Origin of the sequence: Mucilaginibacter limnophilus (assembly GCF_004005815.1) — a bacterium.
In the GTDB taxonomy this organism is placed as follows: domain Bacteria; phylum Bacteroidota; class Bacteroidia; order Sphingobacteriales; family Sphingobacteriaceae; genus Mucilaginibacter; species Mucilaginibacter limnophilus.
Genome location: NZ_SACK01000007.1, coordinates 1 through 22,361, shown reverse-complemented (window position 1 = coordinate 22,361; position 22,361 = coordinate 1). Strand labels below are relative to the sequence as shown.

At 49.6% G+C, this 22,361-nt stretch carries 29 protein-coding genes; all 29 read left to right on the top strand.

What is annotated here, in order from left to right:
* The first annotated feature begins 67 nt into the window (after positions 1 to 67).
* Positions 68 to 724 (top strand): hypothetical protein, encoded by a 657-nt coding sequence (locus EOD41_RS14900; protein WP_127706330.1) that lies wholly within the window; start codon positions 68 to 70, stop codon positions 722 to 724.
* Between the two features lies 1 nt (position 725).
* The gene (locus EOD41_RS14895) at positions 726 to 2,081 is read left to right on the top strand and encodes a cysteine peptidase family C39 domain-containing protein (RefSeq protein WP_127706328.1); all 1,356 of its coding nucleotides are present in this window, start codon (positions 726 to 728) and stop codon (positions 2,079 to 2,081) included.
* Between the two features lie 89 nt (positions 2,082 to 2,170).
* On the top strand, positions 2,171 to 3,004 hold the full coding sequence (locus EOD41_RS14890) for an RteC domain-containing protein (protein WP_127706326.1): 834 nt from the start codon (positions 2,171 to 2,173) through the stop codon (positions 3,002 to 3,004).
* 464 nt (positions 3,005 to 3,468) lie between these two features.
* The gene (locus EOD41_RS14885; RefSeq protein ID WP_127706324.1) at positions 3,469 to 4,398 is read left to right on the top strand and encodes a CHC2 zinc finger domain-containing protein; all 930 of its coding nucleotides are present in this window, start codon (positions 3,469 to 3,471) and stop codon (positions 4,396 to 4,398) included.
* A 342-nt stretch (positions 4,399 to 4,740) separates the two neighbouring features.
* Positions 4,741 to 5,151: a plasmid mobilization protein gene (locus EOD41_RS14880; protein WP_127706322.1), complete on the top strand. Its 411-nt coding sequence runs from the start codon at positions 4,741 to 4,743 to the stop codon at positions 5,149 to 5,151.
* Positions 5,152 to 5,221: 70 nt separating this feature from the next.
* Positions 5,222 to 6,280, top strand: a complete 1,059-nt coding sequence (locus EOD41_RS14875; protein ID WP_127706320.1) for a relaxase/mobilization nuclease domain-containing protein — start codon at positions 5,222 to 5,224, stop codon at positions 6,278 to 6,280.
* 18 nt (positions 6,281 to 6,298) lie between these two features.
* On the top strand, positions 6,299 to 6,934 hold the full coding sequence (locus EOD41_RS14870) for a ParA family protein (RefSeq protein WP_127706318.1): 636 nt from the start codon (positions 6,299 to 6,301) through the stop codon (positions 6,932 to 6,934).
* Positions 6,927 to 7,253 (top strand): hypothetical protein, encoded by a 327-nt coding sequence (locus tag EOD41_RS14865; protein WP_127706316.1) that lies wholly within the window; start codon positions 6,927 to 6,929, stop codon positions 7,251 to 7,253. Before EOD41_RS14870 ends, EOD41_RS14865 begins: the two co-directional genes overlap by 8 nt.
* Entirely contained in the window at positions 7,250 to 7,537 is a 288-nt protein-coding gene (locus EOD41_RS14860) for a hypothetical protein (protein WP_127706314.1), read from the top strand. Before EOD41_RS14865 ends, EOD41_RS14860 begins: the two co-directional genes overlap by 4 nt.
* Before the next feature lie 5 nt (positions 7,538 to 7,542).
* Positions 7,543 to 7,803, top strand: coding sequence for a DUF4134 family protein (locus EOD41_RS14855; protein WP_127706312.1), 261 nt, complete (start codon positions 7,543 to 7,545; stop codon positions 7,801 to 7,803).
* Positions 7,804 to 7,840: 37 nt separating this feature from the next.
* Complete coding sequence (locus EOD41_RS14850; RefSeq protein WP_127706310.1) at positions 7,841 to 8,146, top strand: DUF4134 domain-containing protein; 306 nt, start codon at positions 7,841 to 7,843, stop codon at positions 8,144 to 8,146.
* On the top strand, positions 8,146 to 8,442 hold the full coding sequence (locus EOD41_RS14845) for a plasmid transfer protein (RefSeq protein WP_127706308.1): 297 nt from the start codon (positions 8,146 to 8,148) through the stop codon (positions 8,440 to 8,442). Before EOD41_RS14850 ends, EOD41_RS14845 begins: the two co-directional genes overlap by 1 nt.
* Positions 8,432 to 10,888, top strand: coding sequence for a TraG family conjugative transposon ATPase (locus EOD41_RS14840; RefSeq protein ID WP_127706307.1), 2,457 nt, complete (start codon positions 8,432 to 8,434; stop codon positions 10,886 to 10,888). The genes EOD41_RS14845 and EOD41_RS14840 overlap by 11 nt, the downstream gene beginning before the upstream one ends.
* A 4-nt stretch (positions 10,889 to 10,892) precedes the next feature.
* Positions 10,893 to 11,126, top strand: coding sequence for a hypothetical protein (locus EOD41_RS21065; RefSeq protein ID WP_240663431.1), 234 nt, complete (start codon positions 10,893 to 10,895; stop codon positions 11,124 to 11,126).
* 17 nt (positions 11,127 to 11,143) lie between these two features.
* Positions 11,144 to 11,557 carry a hypothetical protein gene (locus EOD41_RS21060; protein ID WP_240663429.1) on the top strand — a complete coding sequence of 138 codons (414 nt, stop codon included), beginning with the start codon at positions 11,144 to 11,146 and terminating at the stop codon, positions 11,555 to 11,557.
* Complete coding sequence (locus EOD41_RS14830) at positions 11,554 to 12,219, top strand: hypothetical protein (protein ID WP_127706305.1); 666 nt, start codon at positions 11,554 to 11,556, stop codon at positions 12,217 to 12,219. Before EOD41_RS21060 ends, EOD41_RS14830 begins: the two co-directional genes overlap by 4 nt.
* Positions 12,216 to 12,878 carry a hypothetical protein gene (locus tag EOD41_RS14825; RefSeq protein WP_127706303.1) on the top strand — a complete coding sequence of 221 codons (663 nt, stop codon included), beginning with the start codon at positions 12,216 to 12,218 and terminating at the stop codon, positions 12,876 to 12,878. The genes EOD41_RS14830 and EOD41_RS14825 overlap by 4 nt, the downstream gene beginning before the upstream one ends.
* Positions 12,875 to 13,654 (top strand): hypothetical protein, encoded by a 780-nt coding sequence (locus tag EOD41_RS14820; protein WP_127706301.1) that lies wholly within the window; start codon positions 12,875 to 12,877, stop codon positions 13,652 to 13,654. The genes EOD41_RS14825 and EOD41_RS14820 overlap by 4 nt, the downstream gene beginning before the upstream one ends.
* Positions 13,655 to 13,657: 3 nt before the next feature.
* A complete protein-coding gene (locus tag EOD41_RS14815; protein ID WP_240663428.1) occupies positions 13,658 to 14,746 on the top strand; it encodes a plasmid transfer protein in 1,089 nt (362 codons plus the stop codon).
* Positions 14,747 to 14,763: 17 nt separating this feature from the next.
* Complete coding sequence (gene traK, locus EOD41_RS14810; protein ID WP_127706299.1) at positions 14,764 to 15,375, top strand: conjugative transposon protein TraK; 612 nt, start codon at positions 14,764 to 14,766, stop codon at positions 15,373 to 15,375.
* Positions 15,353 to 15,787 (top strand): hypothetical protein, encoded by a 435-nt coding sequence (locus tag EOD41_RS14805; protein ID WP_127706296.1) that lies wholly within the window; start codon positions 15,353 to 15,355, stop codon positions 15,785 to 15,787. Before traK ends, EOD41_RS14805 begins: the two co-directional genes overlap by 23 nt.
* On the top strand, positions 15,784 to 16,416 hold the full coding sequence (locus tag EOD41_RS21055; protein WP_240663426.1) for a hypothetical protein: 633 nt from the start codon (positions 15,784 to 15,786) through the stop codon (positions 16,414 to 16,416). Before EOD41_RS14805 ends, EOD41_RS21055 begins: the two co-directional genes overlap by 4 nt.
* A 3-nt stretch (positions 16,417 to 16,419) precedes the next feature.
* Complete coding sequence (locus tag EOD41_RS21050; protein ID WP_262707679.1) at positions 16,420 to 16,848, top strand: conjugative transposon protein TraM; 429 nt, start codon at positions 16,420 to 16,422, stop codon at positions 16,846 to 16,848.
* A gap of 6 nt (positions 16,849 to 16,854) precedes the next feature.
* Positions 16,855 to 17,682 carry a DUF4138 domain-containing protein gene (locus EOD41_RS14795; RefSeq protein ID WP_127706294.1) on the top strand — a complete coding sequence of 276 codons (828 nt, stop codon included), beginning with the start codon at positions 16,855 to 16,857 and terminating at the stop codon, positions 17,680 to 17,682.
* Between the two features lie 4 nt (positions 17,683 to 17,686).
* The gene (locus EOD41_RS14790; protein ID WP_127706292.1) at positions 17,687 to 19,642 is read left to right on the top strand and encodes a type IV secretion system DNA-binding domain-containing protein; all 1,956 of its coding nucleotides are present in this window, start codon (positions 17,687 to 17,689) and stop codon (positions 19,640 to 19,642) included.
* 22 nt (positions 19,643 to 19,664) lie between these two features.
* Positions 19,665 to 19,829: a hypothetical protein gene (locus EOD41_RS20765; RefSeq protein ID WP_164849943.1), complete on the top strand. Its 165-nt coding sequence runs from the start codon at positions 19,665 to 19,667 to the stop codon at positions 19,827 to 19,829.
* Positions 19,822 to 20,997 (top strand): ArdC family protein, encoded by a 1,176-nt coding sequence (locus tag EOD41_RS14785; RefSeq protein ID WP_127706290.1) that lies wholly within the window; start codon positions 19,822 to 19,824, stop codon positions 20,995 to 20,997. The genes EOD41_RS20765 and EOD41_RS14785 overlap by 8 nt, the downstream gene beginning before the upstream one ends.
* 11 nt (positions 20,998 to 21,008) lie before the next feature.
* Positions 21,009 to 21,716, top strand: coding sequence for a DUF4099 domain-containing protein (locus tag EOD41_RS14780; protein WP_127706288.1), 708 nt, complete (start codon positions 21,009 to 21,011; stop codon positions 21,714 to 21,716).
* Positions 21,717 to 21,948: 232 nt separating this feature from the next.
* Entirely contained in the window at positions 21,949 to 22,173 is a 225-nt protein-coding gene (locus tag EOD41_RS14775; protein WP_127706286.1) for a hypothetical protein, read from the top strand.
* Positions 22,174 to 22,361: the final 188 nt, after the last annotated feature.

Here is a 22,361-nt window from a genome sequence, read left to right as displayed (position 1 = left end):
TTTTCATAACTCCTCCTAATAACTTATATCTATAATTGATAGGTTTCGGCACGATGGCTACAGATTTTTGGAGAAAAAACAGCCTGCCATGCGTTTAAAAGCAATATACACAAATTTCCCTGCAATCATTTGCCTTGCCGCACCGCCCGTCCTCGTTTGGATTTCCGGGCGCCTCGTCCTCACTCCTGCCATGTTCGAGCGAAGCGGCTTCGGCACTGGCGGAGAACATTATCACTTTGCGATTTATTATAATATACAGCGCTGGGCGTCCGCAACCAGCGAAATACTGCTCGTACTGAAGGTGTTGGCGGTCAGCTGTGCCCTGGACGCAGGAGCTTACCTGCTTGATCTGCCGGTTAGCTTTAAAAAAATTTTACGCCCTGTACTTTTCGCTGAAGTCAGCTTTTTCGTCGGCGCGGTGGTAAAGCTGATCTGGTTTAAAATGGCTTACACAAACGGAACGCTGCAGGACTGGCAGGGGTTTCATCCCCTGTCGCTTGCCATGCTCTTTCCAACAGCAAATGTTTACCTGACCGGCCTGCTGGAAACACTGAGCGTTTTCGAAGTGGCGTACTGGTATCTTTTGGCGGAAGGCATCCGGCACGTATCCGGCGGGACATTCGATCGTTGCCTGCAACTGGTCGTCCGGGCTTACCTGCCGGCCCTGTTAATCTGGTGGTTGCTAATTTCTTTTCTACGGTTAACTCTTTTGTCAAACGCATAACATGATCACCATGGATCACTTCCGTCACATCCGTCAAGCTTTCCAGCCGCAGCTGGGGAGCAACGACTGCGGACAAGCCGCCCTGCAAAGTCTGCTCAGCTATCTCGGCATTAACATCAAGTATAACGAACTGCTTAACCTATTACCGCCTGATAAAGGAGGTGTTTCGCTGCTTGACCTCAAACGAACGGCAGGGCTGGCTGGTATGAACGCAACATGCCTGAAGGCAGAAATAGACGACCTTGAGCGCCTCGAACTGCCTGCTATCCTACACGTCTCAAACGAATTGCGTGCCCATTTTATGGTCTATTATAAACGACGCTACTCTAAGGGTGTTGTGCAGTATATGATCGGAGACCCATCCGGCTACATTTCATTCTTTGACAGGGAAAAGCTGGAAGCATTCTGGCAAGTAAATGCAGTGTTAGTCGTTAAAGACACGAAAGCAGGGTACACTGCTTACAGCAAAACACTGTCCGTTAGAGACCTTTTTATGCTACACGGACGCTTTCCGGTAATACTGACGACAGCTATCATTTATATGCTGCTTTCCCTGCCCGTCTTCGTTGCGTTTACACTGGGCCACAAACTTATCCGGACTGGGGATAACTATATAATTTGGATCATGATTTTGGGAGGGAGTGCTGCGCTTGCCAAGACCGCTCTTGCATGGATTAGTAATGCATTAACGTCGAGATCGGAGGAACGCGTTCAGGATGCGCTAAAGACCGGATTTGATTATATTAAACATAGCAAAGAAATCCCCTTAGTTGCCGACGAACCAACCCGGTTGACCGCGGCATTCCGTTCGCTCACAGCTACTATTCTTCCGGACCTGATCTTCCTGGCCGTATTGATCATATCGCTAGGCAGCTCAAACTGGTACATACCTGCAGTCATCGGAATTTATGTTACAGGCATTATGTCCTTACGATGGCGCGCAAGATACGCCCTTTTGTATAACCACCGGCAGTTGGCCGATCTTAACTATATAGCAGATACCGCGTTTGCCTCCGGGCGTAACGCAACGGCTCCCGCTGTTTATAAACGGCGCGTGGCTGTGCTCGACAGATGCCAGCGCGCATTCAAAGCTACCGAAAGGCGTAACCAGGTAATAATAGACCTGTTCGGGATAAGTATGCTGTTGGTCACCCTGCCCGCGCAGGAAAAACTTTTCGGTGGCCCGTCTATTGTGACATTTCTCTTCATTATCTATGTATTTACCGGCAGGCTGTACACCGAATTGCCGAAATTTTTCCAGGGCGTTATCGCCCTGGAGGATTACCATCGCCGAATGCATATTATAGCATGCTGTGATCCGCAACAGGCATACTCGCATGCTGAAGATGGTCGGTAACATTCGACACGACACTGCATTTCTTGCCCAATTTCATAGGTGATACTTCCCTCACCTTTCCGGCTTTCGACACATCAAATCCCCTGCATATGAATACAATAATTAAAGCCCTGCCCGGCAAGGTCAGGCAACGTATTGAAGCCGTCAGCCGATCCGCTGAGCCATTGTCACGCCTCCAAGAGGCATTATCGGTCATCAATCCCGCCCTGCAGCAACTGGAGCGCTACCTTAATGAAAACCCCGCACTGGCAGCCGAGGACGAGATCATAGTCTTCCGTGAGATCCGGCCACAGTTGGTCGCCTCCCTTGTGGAAGAACAACTTCGCTACCGCATTGCAGTCAACAAGCCTATTGGCACACCTGCTTCACAGGTCAGCTACCTGGAAGACGAAATAGAAGCTATTAAAACCTATTTCCGTCAGCATGGCTTCCACTATCAGTATTACCGGAACGGTTTCCATGAGCTGGATGATCTGTTTTTCCGGCAGCAAATATCCTACAGCGCCACACCGATCATCCCCGATAGGTCAGCAGCATTCTCTACATCCGTCAGTGAGCTGTTCGCCAGGTTTATCGCCTATGAGCTGATACAGGAAGAACTGGTAGGCGAAATCAACCGGTTACAGTCGCCGGTTAATCGTCCGGGTAGCCAGGAGCAATCCCAGCTGATATGGACGGGGGAAGTAATCAACGTGGTAGAGCTGGCCTACGGGTTATGGCTTACCGGGCAGGTTAACAACGGCAGCGCCAGCCTCAATCAGATCATCTGCTGGCTTGAAGATAGCCTGCAGGTACGCATAGGAGTTGCTTCCAAACGATTTGCTGAAATCGGCAGGCGAAAGATCCGCAGCCTGACACGCTTCCTTGACCAAATGAAGGCCGCGGTCTCCAGAAAAATCCAGGATGATTTCGGCGACACATGATGAGCGGGGCCGCGGCGAAAGCCCCGGCCCCGCATTCGTCAGTACGAAAACTACCGAAAAAAACATGAATTACCACCGCTTACGTTGGTAGCCGGGACTATTCAGCTTCGGGAAGAGGTCAAACTCAATTCCTTGATGGCCAAAAAAAATCGTTCGGTAGTACGAATGGCTACTGAAAAAATCTCCATCGTTCGACGGAATTTTGGGTCATGGCATTACCGGGTTATCCGGTTACGCCATGACAAGATCTTTGACATGCGGGGATGAAACATTATCCGGTTAGCACCCGGAAATATTGCGAAGGTGAGATGGCATCAACATACCGAAAACGCATAGGCAGACGAGAGTCCGGTTCGTAGGAACCGACGTGGGTAGTCCCGAAATATTAACCGGCAGTAGCGAATAACCTCGGGACCGTTACCCGCTGCCGGTGCAGCAATTCCAACTTTAAATATTACAATATTATGTCAAGTTTACTAAACGCAAAAGACCTGAAGGAGCGCGCGTCCATCAATGAACTATTGGAGCGGCTCGGATTCAAACCGGTGAGAAAGACAGGTAAAGAACACTTCTATGTCAGCATGCTCAGGGATGACGATCATACGCCATCCTTTGCTGTTGATGATGCGCTCGGGGTGTGGTTCGACCACGGAACAGGAAAAGGCGGGAACATCATTGATTTCGGACTCGCATTCTGGCAAGAACTCACCTTCCATGAAGTGGTACTAAAGCTACAAGACAAAAGCCTTCTCAGTCTTGCTTCATTGCCGCTGCCACGCAAGCACCTTTCCGAAAAAATTCCAAATTATGTCGTTGAACAGATCAAGCCTATTGGCAGCCATCCGGCTATAACGGGATACCTGAAAAGCCGCGGGGTGTTGGAAATGGCCCGCAAGGATATGAAGGAAGTGTATTACTATATCGAAAACAGCAGCGGCCAGCGCCGGCGTTATTTTTCAGCAGGGTGGCAGAATAGCCTCGGCGGTTGGGAAGTTCGGAATAAGTATTTCAAAGGCTGCCTCGGGCATAAATCAATCACACGCCTGCCCGGCAACCAGAAGAAGCTGGCCATGTTCGAAGGCTTTATCAATTACCTCAGTTGGAGGACGGAAAACGTCCTCGCCGACGACAGCGTCATCGTGCTCAACTCACTCTCCATGCTTGGCATCGCAAGGCAAGAGGCGATCAACTACCCCGACATTAACATTTACTTCGACCGGGATAACCAGGGTGTGCTGGCCACAAAAGACCTTATCAAAAAACTGCCCTACGCCCGTGACAAATCGATGGTATATGATGGGTTCAATGATTACAATGATAAAATTATGCAGCAGGAAAAATTGTCACGGGCACGTACAGCGCAGGTTTTCTCAGGCAGCTCCCTTAATCGTTAGGAGGCGCATGACATCTCCAAAGTACTTAAACAGCATATAGGCCTGGAAGTTATGAATGAAATGCCTTCCAATCATCGGCATAATGTTTTATTGACCTGCCCTACAGTACCACTAACGATGCATGGGACGTTCCCATCGATTTTTGTTAAAAACTGGCCGTGAGAGAATTGACGCACAGCCGATAGGCATACCAATAAGCTGAAAAACTCGCCAATCCTTTCATCAGCGCATGCAAAAAACCGTTTATTTTTCCTGCGGCGGCAAGATGTCTTTTTGTCCGACAAAAAGTCCCTTGCCTTACCGCTCCTACGTTAAGGTGTCAAACTCGCGACTCGTTATCTTATGGCAAAAATCCCAAGGCTACAGGGCCGGCCAAAGCTTGAGGGCGGCCACCGGAATAAAAAGATCGATGCACGTTTCACTGAAGAGGAGTATGCACTTATCCTCGCCATGGAAAAGACATTCGGCATCAGCAAAACTGAATTAGTACGAAAACGGGTACTTGAAGAAGCGGCAGCCATTATCGTCAACGCCGCCGAACTGATCCGCGAATTGCACAGCATCGGTATTGAACTGGGCAGGACCGGCAACAATATCAATCAGCTGGCCCGGTACGCAAACCTGCTTAATCTGAAAGGGATTTTGTCCCCTGTGGTCGCCGAGCGGTTCCTGCTGTTGATGGAACACTACCAGGCGAAGCAGAAAAGTCTGGAAGTGACTTTACGGCAGGTTGTGCGCAGGATGGGTAAATGACTATATCCCGTTATATAGTTATATAGTTATATAGCTATATAACTATATAACTTGTTACAAAGCGTCTTATATGATCGTTCGGATCCTTTCTTCTGCAGCCACCTTCAACGGCGTCAGCTACAACACCGGCAAGATAGGACGCGGAAAGGGTGAATTGATGAAAGTGGCCAACTTCGGCGCCTTTCAAGCGCTAAGTACCTTACGTCCGGAAGATTATAAGCATTACCTGAAAATGCATTCAGCACGGAATAAGCGCGTCAGCGCGCCCCAGTTTCATGCGGTCATCTCAAGCAAAGGCAAAACATACAGCGCGGCTGAACTCGCAGGCATTGCCACTCAATGGCTTGCTGAAATGGGTTACGCCCAACAACCATATCTCATCGTCTATCACAACGACACGGATAACAACCACGTGCACATCGTGTCCACACGGGTCACCGCTGATGGCAGGAAGATTAGCAGCGCATACGAGCATATGCGTGCGGTACGCTCGTTGAACCGGGTTATCGGCCTGAATGAGAAACAAACGGTAAGTTCCGAGCTGCATAAGGCACTGGCTTACCGTTTTTCAACGAAAGCACAATTCGCTCTGCTCCTTGAAAGAAAAGGCTATGTCGTAAAAACCATCGCCGACCAGTTATCGCTGATCAAATTTGGTAGTGTACAGGAACGCGTGCCGGTCGATATCGTCGAAAAGCGCCTGTCCGCGTATGATAAGGTCAGGGCAGCACAGCTGACCGCTATCTTTCATAAACTGTTGCGCGCTGGTGGGGAAAACTTTACCGAAAAGCTCCATTCGCAGTTTGGCATCGAACTGATTTATCATGCGAAGGACGGCAAACCTGCTTATGGGTATACCGTAATTGACCATGCGCGCAGAGCCGTCTTCAAAGGCAGCGAGATTATGCCGCTAAAAATGCTGCTGTCCGTTTTATCAGCTGACAGGGAGAGCGAAAAAATTGTCCAGCTTAGCAGCTTCAAACCTGTTTTTGATGGTGAATATTACTATGATGAACCTGTCGTTTACGATGACTTTAATCGCATTGGTATCGCTGACGATATCGATGACGAGGCCATTCACGGCCCTAACCGACGCCGGAAACGGCAGGTCGGGATGAACACACGTTAACCTTAAAACTCAATTTTCATGGTCATACTTATCGGCAATCAGAAAGGCGGCGCCGGTAAAAGTACATTAACATTACTGCTGGCAAACTACCTCGCTATCGACAGACATTGCATGGTAACCGTTATCGATATGGACTACCAGCAATCGCTTTATCAAAAGTTCGAAACGACAAAGGTATTGGAGAACATCGAGCCGTACCAGGTCATTCCGGCGTCCCTCGACGAATACCCGCTTATACGGGACACCATTGAAACCAGTAACGACCAGGTCGTGCTTATTGATCTTCCCGGCAAACTCGACGACGACGGCCTGCTGCCGGTCTTTCGCGCTGCCGATCTGGTCATTTGCCCGTTCGCTTACGACGAGTTCAGTTTCCGGTCGACCATATTGTTCTCAGTCGTTCTCCGCAAGATCAATGACAACGCTGTCATTATCTATATCCCTAACCGCATAAAGGCGAACGTAAAGTATGAAACGCTTGCTGACGTTAACGAACAACTGACAAAGTTCGGTGAGGTAACACTGCCGGTACCGGACAGGATTGACTTCCAACGCACCAGCACTTTTATGACCCTGCCATCCATTTTGCCGGTGATCCGCCCTGTATTTGAACACATCTACCAGCACTATTTAATCCATTTACATCATGAGTGAGATCAAAAGTCTTGCCGACCAGCTGCGGTCCAAGATCGCGGGCGGTTCGCCAAATCCACCTGCAATACGGCCGGCTGCCCGCGAGCCGCCCGCCGTTCCTGCTATACTCGAACAAATGAGGATGTTCAACACCGCCCTGCACAAAAACATGGTGCATGTCCGTTTCGACGCGAAAACGGTTAAGGCCATGAACAACTTCAAGCTGGCAACGGGCGTCGACCTGAACCGCTTTATTGCTTTTTCCGTCCGCCATTTCTTTGACACACATCCGGAACTTACAGACATCATCAAAGATTACATTCAAAACCTTGACCTATGACCTGGATACAATTTACAGGCTGGATATCCAGTCTTTACATATGCTATTATCTTGTTATCCTTGTGCTCGACAACCGCCGTTTACAGCACAATAAAACCGGCGAAGCCATGAGTGAGGTACTGACCTTTCCGGGCGAGGAGATCCCGCAGGTCGTTTCACCGATTGAAACACCAGCGCAGAAGGCACAGCCAGATGTGATCAGCAGCGGGGGCGTGACCCTGAAAAGCCTGTTCACCCTCGCGCGCGAAGAGGCGATTATCTATACCAGGCCGGTAAGCTTTTAATCATTATGATTGTCTTTATCATACTGGTACAACCGGGCCTTTCCGAAATGGCGCAGGTCCGCAGCGATCTCAGCCGTTCTTTTTTCTCTGCTGTCAGCTGCGCGTATATTCTCGCCGCCATCTTTGGCATCTTAAGTGCCTTGCGCATTTATCATAACTGGCAGATGGGGCGTGAACGGATTACTTCAGATGTAGCCGCCTGGTTCTATGCCTCGTTATTCATGGTGCTTGCAGGCACTTTCATCAGGTTTCTTTACGGCCTGTGACCCTAATTTCATTTATCCACTTATTTAGTTAACAAACATGAAAAGTACAAAACCATGGTTCTTACTGGCCATAATATGGCTCATTACACAGGTGCAGGCATTTGCCCAAAGCGGCGTAACCGGCCTGAATACTGCAACGACAACGCTTAAGACGTACGTTGGCCCCGTAACCAATATCTCACTGGTTATTGGCGGTATCGTCGGAATCGTTGGCGGCATCCGCGTTTATTCCAAGTGGAACTCGGGCGACCAGGATATCAATAAAGAGCTTATGGGCTGGGGCGGCAGCTGTGTATTCCTCGTCGTATCTTCTTTGGTTATCAAAGCTTTCTTTGGCCTTTGATGGGAAGACAGTATCCGGTTTACAAGGGGCTTCAGCGGCCCCTTGTCTTTCGCGGTTTCAAAGGCAAGTTCATCTATTATGGTGTCGGCTGCCTGCTTGCCGGGCTGGTCACCGGTGCGCTCGTTATGGCGCTCGTCAATATGTATGCGGGCGTCGTCGTGCTTGCCGCCATCATAGCCGGAGGACTGATCGCCATTGCTCAGCGGCAGAAGAAGGGGCTTAGCGATAAGTCGCGTACGTCCGCAGTACAGGTTCATCGGGTTAACTTGACAAAAAGGGGGAAACATGTTACTTAAACAAGTGTTCAAGCTGCCGTATATCGGCATGGACGAGTACGAGAACCTGCCGTTGATTTACGGCGCGGACGGTTCATATTCCGTTGTACTACGCCTAGTAAATCCTGTTATGCCTTACGGAGCTTCCGCATCTGCCTATGATGAGTTTCACCAGTTGTTTACCGCAATCGTAAAAACCATCGGCAACGGTTATCTCCTGCAGAAACTGGATGTTTTCAGTCACACGGCATACCGTTCCAAACCGGTGAATGAATATCTGCGGCAGAAATATAACGGGCACTTTGAGGGACGCGAACAGGTTATCCTGCAAACGTATATGTGTATTTCACGTCAGGTAAGAAAAGGGCGCTTTTATACATATGACCCGAGAGAGATCAATGCATTCAGGCAGGTGCTGGGTAAAGTGACCGATTTGCTGGAAGCATCAGGAATGTCGCCTGTATTACTGATGGAAGAGGAAGTGAACCGGCTGGTCAAACAAATGCTTTGCATGAACTTCGGTGACAGCCCGCTTGCACTGGATAACATACTGCCCGGTGACACTGAATTGAAAATGGGCACCCGTTCCGTTAGATCCCTTACCCTTGTGGATACCGATAATATTGACCTCCCGCAAAAAATTGGCACTCACATCGAACGGAATGACAAGGATGCATTACGCGGTTTTCCCACAGATGTTATGAGCTTCTTGCTGAACGTACCTGACTGTGAGACGATCATCTTCAACCAGGTGTTCGATATCCCGGCACAGCCCGACATGCTTAAAAAACTTGAGCTTAAACGGAAGCGGCATTCCGGTATTCCCGATCCGGCTAACCTGCTTTGCGTGGAAGATATCGACGCACTGCTGAACGATGTGGCCCGTGATAACCAGTTACTGGTCAACTGCCATTTCAACATCGTAATTGCCGCGGAACAGGCAAGGATGCAGCGGGCGGCAAACTTTGTGGAAAGCGCCCTTTTCAATCAGGGTATCGTTATCAGCAAAAACGCCTATAACCAGCTCGAATTGTTCCGCACCATCTTGCCCGGCAACGCTGTTGAACTGAAATCCTACGACTGGTTTCTCACCACCTGCGATGCGGCCCTGTGTTTTTTCTTTAAGGAACGGTTGCTTGAGGATGAATCATCTGACTTCCTCATCCGCTTTACCGACAGGCGCGGTATACCGGTAGGTATTGACCCGTCCGACCTCCCTATGCGCAAGGGACGGATCAACAACCGCAACCGTTTTGTTCTGGGTCCGTCAGGTTCCGGCAAAAGCTTTTTTATGAACGCCCTGATCGAGCAATATATGGCCTACAATATGGATGTCGTGATCGTTGATACCGGGCATTCATACTCCGGTCTGTGCGAGTATTTCGGCGGCAGATATATTACGTACACAGAGCAGTGTCCGATCACCATGAATCCCTTTGCCATTACTGCCTCAGAATACAATATCGAGAAAAAGGATTTTCTCGTTACGCTGATATTCCTGCTTTGGAAGGGAGCCGATGGCCAGGTAACAACCGTCGAGAGTGATGTGATCAGCCAGGTTATCAGCGCATATTATGCGCAAGCCTTTTCACAACAGCTCGGCAGCAAGCTGGGATTTGATGGCTTTTACCAGTTTGCACTGGAACGGATACCGCAGATAAAGCAACAGGAAAAAATTTCTTTCGACCTGGATGAGTTCCGCTTTGTGCTCAAAAAGTTCTGCAAAGGCGGTGAGTACGGGACGATCCTCAACGAGGATGCAGATCAGTCACTGTTCAGCGAACGGTTTGTCGTGTTTGAGATTGATAATATTAAAGAGTCGAAGATCCTCTTTCCGATTGTAACGCTGATTATTATGGACGTATTCATACAAAAAATGCGTCACCGCAGCAGCCAGCGCAAATGTCTGATAGTGGAGGAGGCCTGGAAAGCGATCGCCAGCCCACTTATGGGAGGCTACTTATTATTTCTTTACAAAACGGTCCGTAAGTTTTGGGGAGAAGCGATCGTGGTCACACAGGAACTGGGGGACATCATTGGTAACCCTATTGTCAAAGACAGTATTATCAACAATTCCGATACAATCTGCCTGCTCGATCAGACCAAGTTTAAAGATAATTACGATGAAATCGCGGCGTTGCTGGCGATCAGTGAAACCGAACGCAAAAAAATCTTTACCATCAACCAACTGGATAACCGCGATGGACGTGACCGTTTCAAAGAAGTATATATCCGCCGTGGCTCCATAGGTGAAGTGTACGGCGTCGAAGTTTCCATCGAACAGTACCTCACCTATACCACCGAAAAGCCCGAAAAGTCAGCCGTAAGTATCTACACTTTGCACTTTCAAAGCTATCCGGCCGGCCTTGATGCGTTTGTACGTGATATGAAGACTAGCGGTCTTCCGCTCCATGCCTTTATATCTGTTGTCAACAAGGCGGGACATCCGGTTAATCATTCAACTTAATTTTATGAAAAAACTATTTTTTCTTTTACTGTTCTTCGCTTGCGCTGGTTATGCTTCTGCACAGGTGCTGTATATAGACCCGGCAACATCTTCTGCCATATTTGCCCATAGTTCTGCTATCAATGGCCAGCTTAATACCACCAACAATAACCTGACTGCCATACAGCGCGGGCAGCTCGCGGTATCCGGCCAGCTGACAATTGTAAACGACCTGCAAAACAAAATTTTAAAGGCCTGAGCGAAGTAGGGTCTATCGTGCGTAACCTGAGTACCGTAAAGGAAATCAGCGATATCGGTATCGGGATTGTCGAAGATGTCGGCAGGGCGGTTATGATCGCCCGGTCCGATCCCGTGCTCTTACTGTTCGCTGAAGAAGGCGCCCGCGAGTTCCGGTCACGCGCCACCTCCCTCGCGCTGGAGGTAGGTGCTTCCGCATTACAGGGGGGCAGGAATAACCTGATGGACTCGGGTGAGCGGACAAAGCTGATCAACCACATCGCTTCCGAAATGCGCATACTCCGCGGTCTTGCCTATGGCATGGAACGCGCCATGTATTGGGCAAAGATGCGCGGCATATGGCGTTCACTCAACCCTTTCGACGAATGGGTGAATGTCGACGTTCAGATTGCTAACGGGGTATTATCCGAAGCCAAGTATCTTAAGAAATGAAACAGGTTTTGGTTTTCCTCCTTACTATGATGGCAGCATCCGCGGCCTGTGCACAAAAAAGCGCGCTGAATATACCGGGACTTTGGCAGCTGGCCGGTGACTCCAAATCTGAGTATAAACTGCAGGTCAGTGCGCGCGACCGGCAGTCGGTCACCACTGCCAATGAAGCGGCAAACAAAACACTGCTGGCAAAGCTCGGCGCCACCTACCATGATCTGCAGCAGCGGTTCCATACGCTAGGCACACTGGTCAATATAGCCAACATCGGCCTGCAGGCGCAAAGCATGGTCAGCCGCATTGCAGTTAACCAGCAGGAACTGCTGCGGCTGGCACGACAAAATACTGTGCTGATGTCGCTCGCGTACCGCTCGGAGGCAGCTTTTGCAGATAAAGCATACCGGCTGCTCACTTATGTGACCGGCCTTTGTCTTACTATAGGTGATGTCAACCGGATGAAGGCCGCCGACCGTAAAATCCTTTTCGATTTTGTATTGTCCGAACTTTCGCTCCTCCAGGACATGTCAGGTAACATGCTCCGCGAATTCCAATATACCAACGTCGCAGCGGCGATGCGCTCATCAAACCCTTTTCAAAACTATATCGATCACGACAAGTCTGTCGCCACTGAGATCATCCGAAATGCCAAACTGTTAAAGCAATGAAAAGAATCTTAATTGTTTTGCTGTTGGCATCGTCATGTGCCGCCTTTGCTCAACGGGTAGTATTTGACAGGGGGCATTTTACTGCCGTTAATGAAAACGCGGTCGTCCGGCAGGCTGCTGAACTTACCCATAAGCAGTACCTCGAGAAGATCAATGACAACCTGAAGACGATCAATGTTAACGTTGGTACCGTCGCGCTGGCACAGACGATGATTTATGAGGCCCTTTCAAATGTGAACTCCGCGTTGAAGAACGGCCTGGCCTTCAGGCAGCTCGGTTCGCTCGTCGCCGACATTACCCATTACAGCGATCAGGCGACAACGCTGGCAAGGTCCGATCCCGCCTTACTTTTGTTCGCGCAAGACATGGGAAGCGAGATCCGCGCAAGAGCGACCCGGCTTGTCACTGATGTCTCCGCGGTCATTCTGAAACAGGGCGGCAACATGCTTGCCGATTTTAATGCCCGTGATCAGCTGATGCAGGAGGTCATCAAAGAGCTGCGGATCATCAGCGCGCTTGCCTATGGCGCATGGAAAGCCATGTTCTGGGCGAAACAACGCGGCATCATCGCTTCTCTCAATCCGTTCGCCGCTTACATCAATACCGATAAACAAATGGTCAGTGACATTATCAGAAACGCCAAATACTTACATCAATGAAAAGTCTTCTTTTAATAATCCTGACACCGCTGCTTTTATGGCAGCAGGTGTTCTCTCAGAAAATGATAAAGGACGAAGCCATGCGCTACCAGCAGGAACGTATGGTCTTTAAGCAATGGGACAAGAATAAATTTAAGCCCACTGCAGGGCTGCTCGGTGTCAATCCCTATTACTGGGCAACATGGGGATTGATGCCCTCCTATAAGAAAAAAGATCTGCGGCCGTTGAGCGCCTCCGGGCCGCAGACACAGCGGCTTGTACTCGCAGGTGCCATGAACAACACCAGCAACGAATATAAAAAGCAGTCCGACGGCATCAGGAACACCGCGCTTTCCGAGATCGCCGGTCAATCCGGTGCACTAAGTGACTTTGATCCTTTGTGGCTGCTCTACTATAGCCGTGAACTGAGGCCGGTGCTCGAGTGGTCGCCCGAGGCGGTGCTTTTGCCGCTGCCGACCGCCATCAGAACAAAGGTCGTCTGTGAAGGCCTTTTCGACTGGTATACCGCTGAACTGGCCTCGCTCAAAGAACGGCTCCTGGCGGCGCGGTCCGTCAACCTTGATCGCGGCACACGTATCATAGCCTGGCACCGCCTGCTGTTGCAGTACCGTCAGCTGGAAGCGGCATGGAGTACGCGCACCGCCAACGGGGTGCACAACGCCGACATGCTGGAACGGCAAAGCCGGGTAAAGTCCATGCAGGTTAAAGCCGATGGCTGGAGCCCGTACGCTGACGTCGAAATTGCAAAGCAGGTGCTCAAAAACCGTAAATACTAAGGTATGGATACTGATTACAAAAAATCGCTCGAATTCCTACAGGGAAACGGCGTCTATGAAGAAGGGATGATGGTCTTCCTCAAAGGGCTTAAAGACAGCATCTGGACGCATTTCGACTTGTTTATTACCGACGCCAAAGCGCTTGCAGCTATCTTTATGATCATTTACTTCGCTATCCGTTCTTATGAAATGATGGCGGGAGATAAGCAGCTGGAAATCATGCCGCTGCTACGTCCGTTCGGACTCGTCATGGTCATCATGTGGTGGAGTGCATTTGCAAAAGTCGTCGCCTTCCCGACTGATCTTGTCGCGCTTAAAACCGAGGAGATGTTCAACAGCGAGCAAACCAACGTCAATAATCTGCGCTATACCCGCGCCGATTATATGATGAAGGTCGCCAATGCGCTTTACACCTACCAGGCGCAGACTGAAGTCGCCGAGAAGGAGTCTGACAGCTGGTACGGCCGTGCATGGGAATCTGTGACGAGTTCTGTCAAAGAAGGTATTTCCACTGTTGTAACGCCCATAATGGAGCTGAAAAACCGGCTGGCCGTTGGCATGCAGTTGCTCATGACGCAACTGCTTGAACTACTGGGCATCTGGATTCTCCGCATTGCCGTTTACATCATCTTTATGATCCAGATCATTTACTCCTCCCTGCTGGTTATCCTTGGCCCCTTTGCCGTTGCGGTAAGTATTCTACCGGCGTTCCGGGATAGCTTCAGCACCTGGATCGCCCGTTTTGTGTCCGTCAACCTGTATTCCGGGATTGGTTACCTCATTATGTACCTGTGTTCGCTGATGCAGAAATATGCGCTTACCTCCGAGATCATGAAGTATAAGGAACTGATCGGCGCTGACGGTTCCAACGCTAACCTTGAAAAGATGGCATGGTTTGCCGGGAACGGCGTTCTGTCATTCGGAACCGTGATCGTGGTTTTCCTAATCGGTGCCATCTGTATGTTCACCGTACCCAGCATATCCACCTGGATCATCTCCACATCGGGAATAACCTCGGCTTCATCAAGCTTCGGCCGTAACGCCTCAACGGTTCTTGGTGCCGCCAAACGTGCAGCAGGCAGCATTTTTTAATCACTAATGATTACTGTATGATCAGAAACATCGAAACCAAAATCCGTCTTGCCACTTTCGTCGCGCTCGGAAGCCTCGCGGCCGCCGTTATCATCTCAGTAGGCGCCTGCAGCTTTGCCTACCGGCAGGTATCGAATGCCCGGAAAAGCGTGTACATACTGGATAATAACATACCTGTACTCGCTAAACAAACAGATGTCGAAATGAACCGCCCTGCCGAGTACCGGGCGCATATCGACCTCTTCCACGCTATCTTCTTTTCGCTGACTCCCGACGACAAATACATTGAATATGAACTAAAAAAAGCGATGTATCTCATTGATGAGTCAGGGGCGAAACAGGTAAATAACCTGAAAGAGAACGGCTACTTCAACTCTATCCTCTCTTCGAGTTCTGTATTGACCTTGCAGACAGATTCCATTGCGCTGGACATCCCACGGAAGTACTTCCGGTTCTACGGAAGACTAAAGATTGACCGCCGGAGTGCCACCGTTATCCGTTCGCTCATCACCGAAGGTTACCTGAAAGATATCCCGCGCAGCGACAACAACCCGCATGGGGTGCTCATCACCAACTGGAAGACCCTTGAAAACAAAGACCTCGATAATGTTCAAAAAGCTTCGTTCTGACCGCGATCCCGCACGGACGGTTTTTGACGAGGTCAGAAACGAGTTCGGCAAATACGTCACAAAAGCCGGCGAAGCATTTCAAAGCTTTATCCTGAAATACCCTAAGATGGTGTATGTCTTTATGGTGGCGCTTATCCTTATTTCGGCAGCTTTCATGTTTACAGATACCCTGCACAATGTCAACGATAAGGTTGAGACCAACCAGCCGGTTCAAAAGAACGCATTCTCTCCGCTTGGCGGATTCGGGCAGATCATGGAAACAACAGATGCCTTACAGGAGACCTACCGGCTGAAAAGCACCGTTGAAAGGCTGCTGCATAAAAACCATCTAAGCGCACAGGACAGCCTCATACTCGAACACGCGCTCGACCGGATGAACGAGATCGACGGGCAATTAAAATTAAAACCATGAAGATCAATTTTAAACAACCCAGGTATATCCTCCCGCTTATACTCCTACCCTTCCTGTACCTTTTCTTTTATGTATATAAAAGCAGTGCAAAGCGACCGGTGATGGAAGATCAGCCGCCCGGCATTCAAACCAGCGTAGGTGACGTATCGCCGGATATCCGCGACAAACGCCTGTCTGATAAGCTGGATGCGTACCGTAACACGTATAAGGAAGCCGATGGCTCCACCGCTGTTAACCCGATTGTGGAAGAAAAGACGCTCGATTCCATTGATCAGGCTATCAAACAGCGCTTCCAGGCCGGTGCTGCTGTTGAGTCGCCCCTGGCTCCGCTATATCAACCGCCTGCAGCAGTCAGCGTGCCTGCTGATCACGGAGTAAAAGAGCGGGAACCGCCCGATCCGATGACGCTCTTTAAAGCGCAGATGGCCTATATGGACAGCCTCAGCAAGGCGGCTGACCCGGAGTACCAGGTGGCTAAGCAGCGCGAGAAATCCCTGGCAGACCGGACTGAAGCCCAATTGAAAAATCCGCCGCTCCCGGTCGCGAAAGCCATCAGCAGTTCTCCGGGCTTCAATACCGTTATCGCAGCAAGAAAGGAACAGCAGTTCATTACTGCCATTATCGATTAAGATATTACCGGTTATGCGGGATCGCGCATACGCTTACGCCTGCTCGAGGACATTACAGCGGGCAAAATCCTCGTGAAAAAGGACACGTACCTGTACGCGCTGGTCACCGGGTTCACCGGACAGCGTGTAAGCCTTACGGTGGAATCAGTGCTTCAGGAAGGGAAGATCCTGCCCATTAAGCTGGAAGTTTACGATCAGGACGGGCTGGCTGGGCTTTACGTGCCCGAGTCCACTTTTCGTGACTTTACAAAAGAACTCGGCGGCAATGCTATGCAGGGTATTAATATCGACGGCAGCGGACAAAGCCAGTTCCTCATGAGTACACTCGACAAAGTGTTCCAGTCTACCTCATCAGCCATCGCCAACGCCATACGTAAGAACAGGGCTAAGATCAAATACAACTCTTACATCTTTCTCATCTCAACCAATTAATTATTTATGTCACGATTCATCATTTGCATAGCAGTCATTGCCATGACTGCTGCCCGGGCAATTGCTCAGCATACAGGTGGGATCTCAAAAGAAGAGCTTCCCGCTGTCGCACTCCCGGCAAACATGACGGTTCATTTTATATCCCCAGAACCCATAACCTACGTGGACATTTCTGACAAAGCGATTATCGGAGATCTGCCCGTAAATAACATACTTCGGATACGCCGCAATGATTCTGCTGGTGTCTCGCTGCCTGCTGACGCGGTGGTTACCATCACAGGCGAGAAGTTTATTGCACAGTACCATATATTGCCCCAGGGAACAGTGACTACACAAGTCAACGTATTGCCGGAGCATTGCCGTCCGCTCGACATCACTCGCTTAATCTTGAGCACCGCAGAACTTAGAAGCTATGCATGTAAACTGCTCTCACGAAAACCCCGGAAGGCGATGACTTCTGAGCAGGCCTTTAACTTAAAAGGTATGGTCAACCACATTTATACTTTTGGTGATTATGTGTTCCTTGATATCGGGTTCGAGAACCGGACAAACCTGACCTTTGGCATCGATGAACTGCGCTTCAGGATCGAGGATAAAAAGATCAGCAAGGCGACTACTGTGCAAACGCTGGAAATAAAGCCAGAGTTTACGTTGTTTAACACTTCTGTTTTCCGAAAATACTATCGCAATATTTTCGTGTTTAAAAAATTCACTTACCCGGGTAACAAACTGCTTACGGTCAACCTCAGCGAGAAACAGCTTTCAGGCCGCTTTCTCACCATGCGGATACCTTACCAGGCATTACTGGATGCTGACCTGATCCCGGCCAACTAAGCATATGGAGGAATCACGCGAGATCCAAAAGCTGCACGGCTTCCTGCAATGCGCTATCTACTTTTCGGTAGCGCTGGAGGCTGTGCTGTTCGTTTACCTGCATGCACCGTTTTGGGGTATTTTCGTTCATGCGCTGGCAAGGATCAAAGCGATACCGGTCTATGACAGCCTCCTGTACAGCAAACTGCTGACCTTTCTGCTGATCTGTCTGGTAAGTATTGGGACGCTTTCCAGGAAGGACAGGGATCTTAAACCAAAGCGGCAAATCATTTCTCCGCTGTGTACCGGCCTGCTGCTCTTCTTTGGCAGCATCTTCTTTTGTGGACGGGTGTCGGTCATCATACTGCCTTATACCAACTGGACTGATCTGGTGTATATGTCCTGTTCGTTGTTTGGCGCCTTGCTGACCAGCCTTGCCATGGACAACGTTTCAAAGATGATCCGTTCCAGCTTTGGCAAGGATAAATGGAATACTGAGCGGGAGAGCTTTCAGCAGCCACAGACGAAGATAGATACCAAATATTCTGTCTGCATTCCCATGCTGTTCTACTACAAGAACCGGGTACGTAAAGGATGGATCAATATCGTCAATCCTTTTCGAGGTACCTTGCTGCTTGGTGTACCCGGTTCAGGCAAGAGTTATGGTATCGTCAACAGCTTTATCCGGCAGATGATCGCCAAAGAGTTTTGTGCCGTGATCTATGACTTCAAATACCCGGACCTTGGCCGGATCGCTTATTACCACCACCTGCTTGCCCACAAACAGGGTAAATGCGCCGGCTTTAGCTTTCATGTTGTTAACCTTAACGAGGTGGAGAAGAGCAGGCGGGTCAATCCATGGAAGGCGGAATACTTGCGCACGCTGGCAGACGCCTCCGAAAGCGCAGAAGGACTTGTCGAAGCGATGAAAAAGGGCGACCGCTCCAGTGGCAGCGATCAGTTTTTTACGCAGTCTGCCATCAACTTTCTTTCCGCCTGCATCTACTTTTTCAGCAAGTACGACGCTGGCAAGTACTCAAGCTTTCCGCATGTGCTGGCATTTCTGAACCGCTCTTATGAGGAGATCTTCAATGCTTTGTTTTCCATGCCCGAACTGGCGTCTTTGCTGTCGCCCTTTCGCAGCGCCTATCAGCAGCGGGCATTCCCGCAGCTCGAAGGACAGGTCGGCACCCTCAAGATCTTTATCAGCCGCCTCGCCACAAAGGAAAGTTTCTGGGTATTTTCAGGCGACGACTTCAACCTGAAGGTGTCGTCTAAAGAAAGCCCTGCAATATTGATATTGGCAAACGATCCGCGGACTCAGAGCATTAACTCCGCAAGCTACTCGGTCATCGTTAACCGCGTCACGCAACTGATCAACACCCGCGGAAATCATCCTGTTGGTCTGATCATTGACGAAGCGCCAAGCCTGTACACGCACAAGATCGAGCATCTTATTTCGCAGGCCAGATCGAACCTGTCCGCAGTGTTGCTTGGCCTGCAGGAATTGCCGATGTTGAAACAGCAGTATAGCCGCGACACAGCGGAAACGATTACATCTGTGGTCGGCAACATCCTCTCGGGCGCAGTACGCAATAAGGACACCCTTGAATGGCTTGAAAGGCTGTTTGGTAAATCCAACCAGGTGGCTGAAAGCCTGTCCATCGACCGCAACAAAACATCCACCTCGCTCAGCGAAAAACTGGAAGCGCTGATACCAGCAGGCAAAATCGCCTCTTTAGGCGCCGGGCAAATGGTTGGTCTGCTCGCACCGGACGCCGACGATTTTACGGGGCGGTTTGAAACGGCCGCTGTGCACTGCAAAGTCCATTTAGACCGGAAAGCGATCGCTGCTGAGGAAGCAGGTTACCGGGAACTGCCGGTGTATTACGACTTCGGTGATGACAAAGAACAAACCCTGACACAGAACTTTGCACGAATCCACAGTGAGGTGGAAGCCATTGTCCAGCAGTTCACCTGAACTACAACTACTTAATTTTTTTATGGATTACACTACAGAGGTTTCGCTGACCAGAAAGCTGCGGCTGCTGATCAACATGCCCGAGATGGCGCTTACACCTGCCGAAGCCGAACTCTTTGATATTGGAAGCATCGATGATGCCTACCAGGTAATGGCAGACTGGGAAGGAGACGAAAATAATGAATAACAAAGCACTGCACGAACAGATCGCCGAAAAGCTGATCGACGCGCTTGAAAAAGGTACCTCACCCTTTCAGCACCCATGGACGGATGACCACACGGCCGGTTTCATAACGCCGGTTAACCCGACCACGGGTAATAACTATCGCGGCATGAACGCCCTTTGGCTGGCCATGCAGGGAAGAAGTGATCCGCGCTGGCTAACACTTAACCAGGCATCGCGCGCCAATTGGTCCGTTGAAAAAGGCGCTAAGGCCGTTCTCATTAATTTTGTTAAAACAAATGAGCTACAGCCTGTCCTTAACACTAGCGGCGAAAAACAGCTTGATGAAAATGGCAGGGTGAAAATGCATTCGGTAAAACTCGATAAACCTGTCATCACAAAAGCATGGGTGTTTAATGGCGAGCAGATCCGCGGGATACCTGACTGGCGCCAAGTGTATCAGCAGGCGCAGGCCGAACAAATCTGGTCGCCCATAGACCGCGCCGAGTTAATCATAAAGCAAAGTAACGCCGAGCTTCGCCATGGCGGTAACGAGGCTTTTTACAGTCCGCGCTACGACTTTATCGCTGTGCCACAAAAAGAACAGTTCGATTCCGCCGCGAAATATTATGCGACCGTTCTACATGAACTCGGTCACTGGACCGGGCATAAATCCCGTCTCGACCGCCCGTTAGGCGGTGGCTTCGGCAGCGAAGCATACGCCAAAGAAGAATTGCGGGCCGAAATCTCCTCCCTTATGGTAGGCAGCGCGCTGAACATCGGTCACGATTTTGGGCAGCATGCGGCATACGTTGACAGCTGGATCAGGATCCTTCGGCACGACCCGCTTGAACTGCACAAGGCTTCAACTGATGCGCAAAAAATCACCGACTACCTGCTAACCTTTGAACGCAAACTTGAGCAGCAGCAGTCAGCAAGTCTTCCTGTCTCAAAGTATCTGGAAAAAGGTGAGGTGATCGGGTATAAAGATACCCGTTACGAAGTGCTTAATGTGCATAAAAACAGAACAGCCGAAGTACAGGATCTTAATACTGGCCAGAAGATCAAAGTGGGTGTAAAGAACGGTTTATATGCCTCCTTGCTCGATGCACGGATCAAACCTGCTGATATTGATCGCAAGAACGACCAGCCGGTAAGAGAAGTGGCTCCGGACAACCAATTACAACGCTAACAGTTACCACAATGACAACACAATTGTATGAGCAGCATGAGCTGCCACTTGCTGATATCGCCCGCCTCGGGCTTAGCAACAATAAGGGCATCAATCTACAGGAAACCGATTTGCAGGCCTTGCTTGCCGGCCGTCGAACCGGTATTATCCGTCTGGAGAACCTGCAGGCAGAGGGCGTGCACATCCCCGCGCTGGATGCCAAACTTTCTGTGCAGCCGGCAAGCGATGGTAGCCTCGAACTGCGCATCCATCCCATCTACAAAGAAGCGCCATACCCTGAGTACCTTACCGATGTAGAAGCTGAAAAGTTACAGCGGGGCGACACCGTGAACATCAGTAAAACGATCTTCAGGGACAACAGTCCGCTCGATATACTCGTCGAGTTTGATAGGGAAACAAACGAGTTTATCATCACTGACACGGACAAGATCATCATTCCTGAGACCGTCAACAACCAGCCGCTGACTTACGAACAAAAAGAGCACTACCGAAAAGGAAAAGAAGTTCAGTTAAATGACGAAACGACGATTCAGTTTACAGGAACCGACCGCCAGGGCGTACGATCGAATAAGCTCGCGCTTGTTGCTTCGATCATCGTCGACGGAGGGGTAAGCTTTATGCTGTACAAAGGCCTGGAAGCGCTATTCAATAAGCCTGGGCATAATAAAGAAGAAGCAAAGGAACATCAAAAGACCTACGGTCAGCAGTTAGCCCGTTAGGAATACTTCAAACCATGACCCTCATGCCTTAGGTAAACACCTAAATGATGCCACGGAGGCGATTCTTTCCTGGCTTTTTTCCATTTCCAGTAGGGGTAGTTTAAGTATACCAATACAGACGACGTTAAAATTGTTCAGTACACTCAGGACCAACAGCGTTAAAAATAATCTAAAATAATAAGCAAAAACAGTTACTAACAACTAAAGTTATTAGTATATTCAAAAACTGATTATGAAAACCGGATTTTACTTTTCGTGCACTTGTGTGATCTCTACAGCCGCGTTTATGTCTGCCTTGAATATGAAAAATCCTTTCCCGGCATTTATAGTTGCATTTGGGGTATGGATATTATTCACCTGGGCGCTGAGCAGGCGGGTAAGAAAACAGGCCGAACGGCGGCGCAGAGAGATTGAGTTTCAACAGTACATGCGCATGCATTACCGCAACCGCATCTAAACTGGCTTTTGGGTATTTTTTAGTATAATTGCAGTATATTCAGAAGGCACTTCACCTTCTAATGTGATAAGGTTTCCTCTAAAAATAATGAACTTTGCTTGAGGTCAAGGTAGAAGCCAAAAGCGCCACCCATTCCAATATGCGTCATATTGTGGGTAAAAAGTTTTGAAATCATTTACCACTGGTAA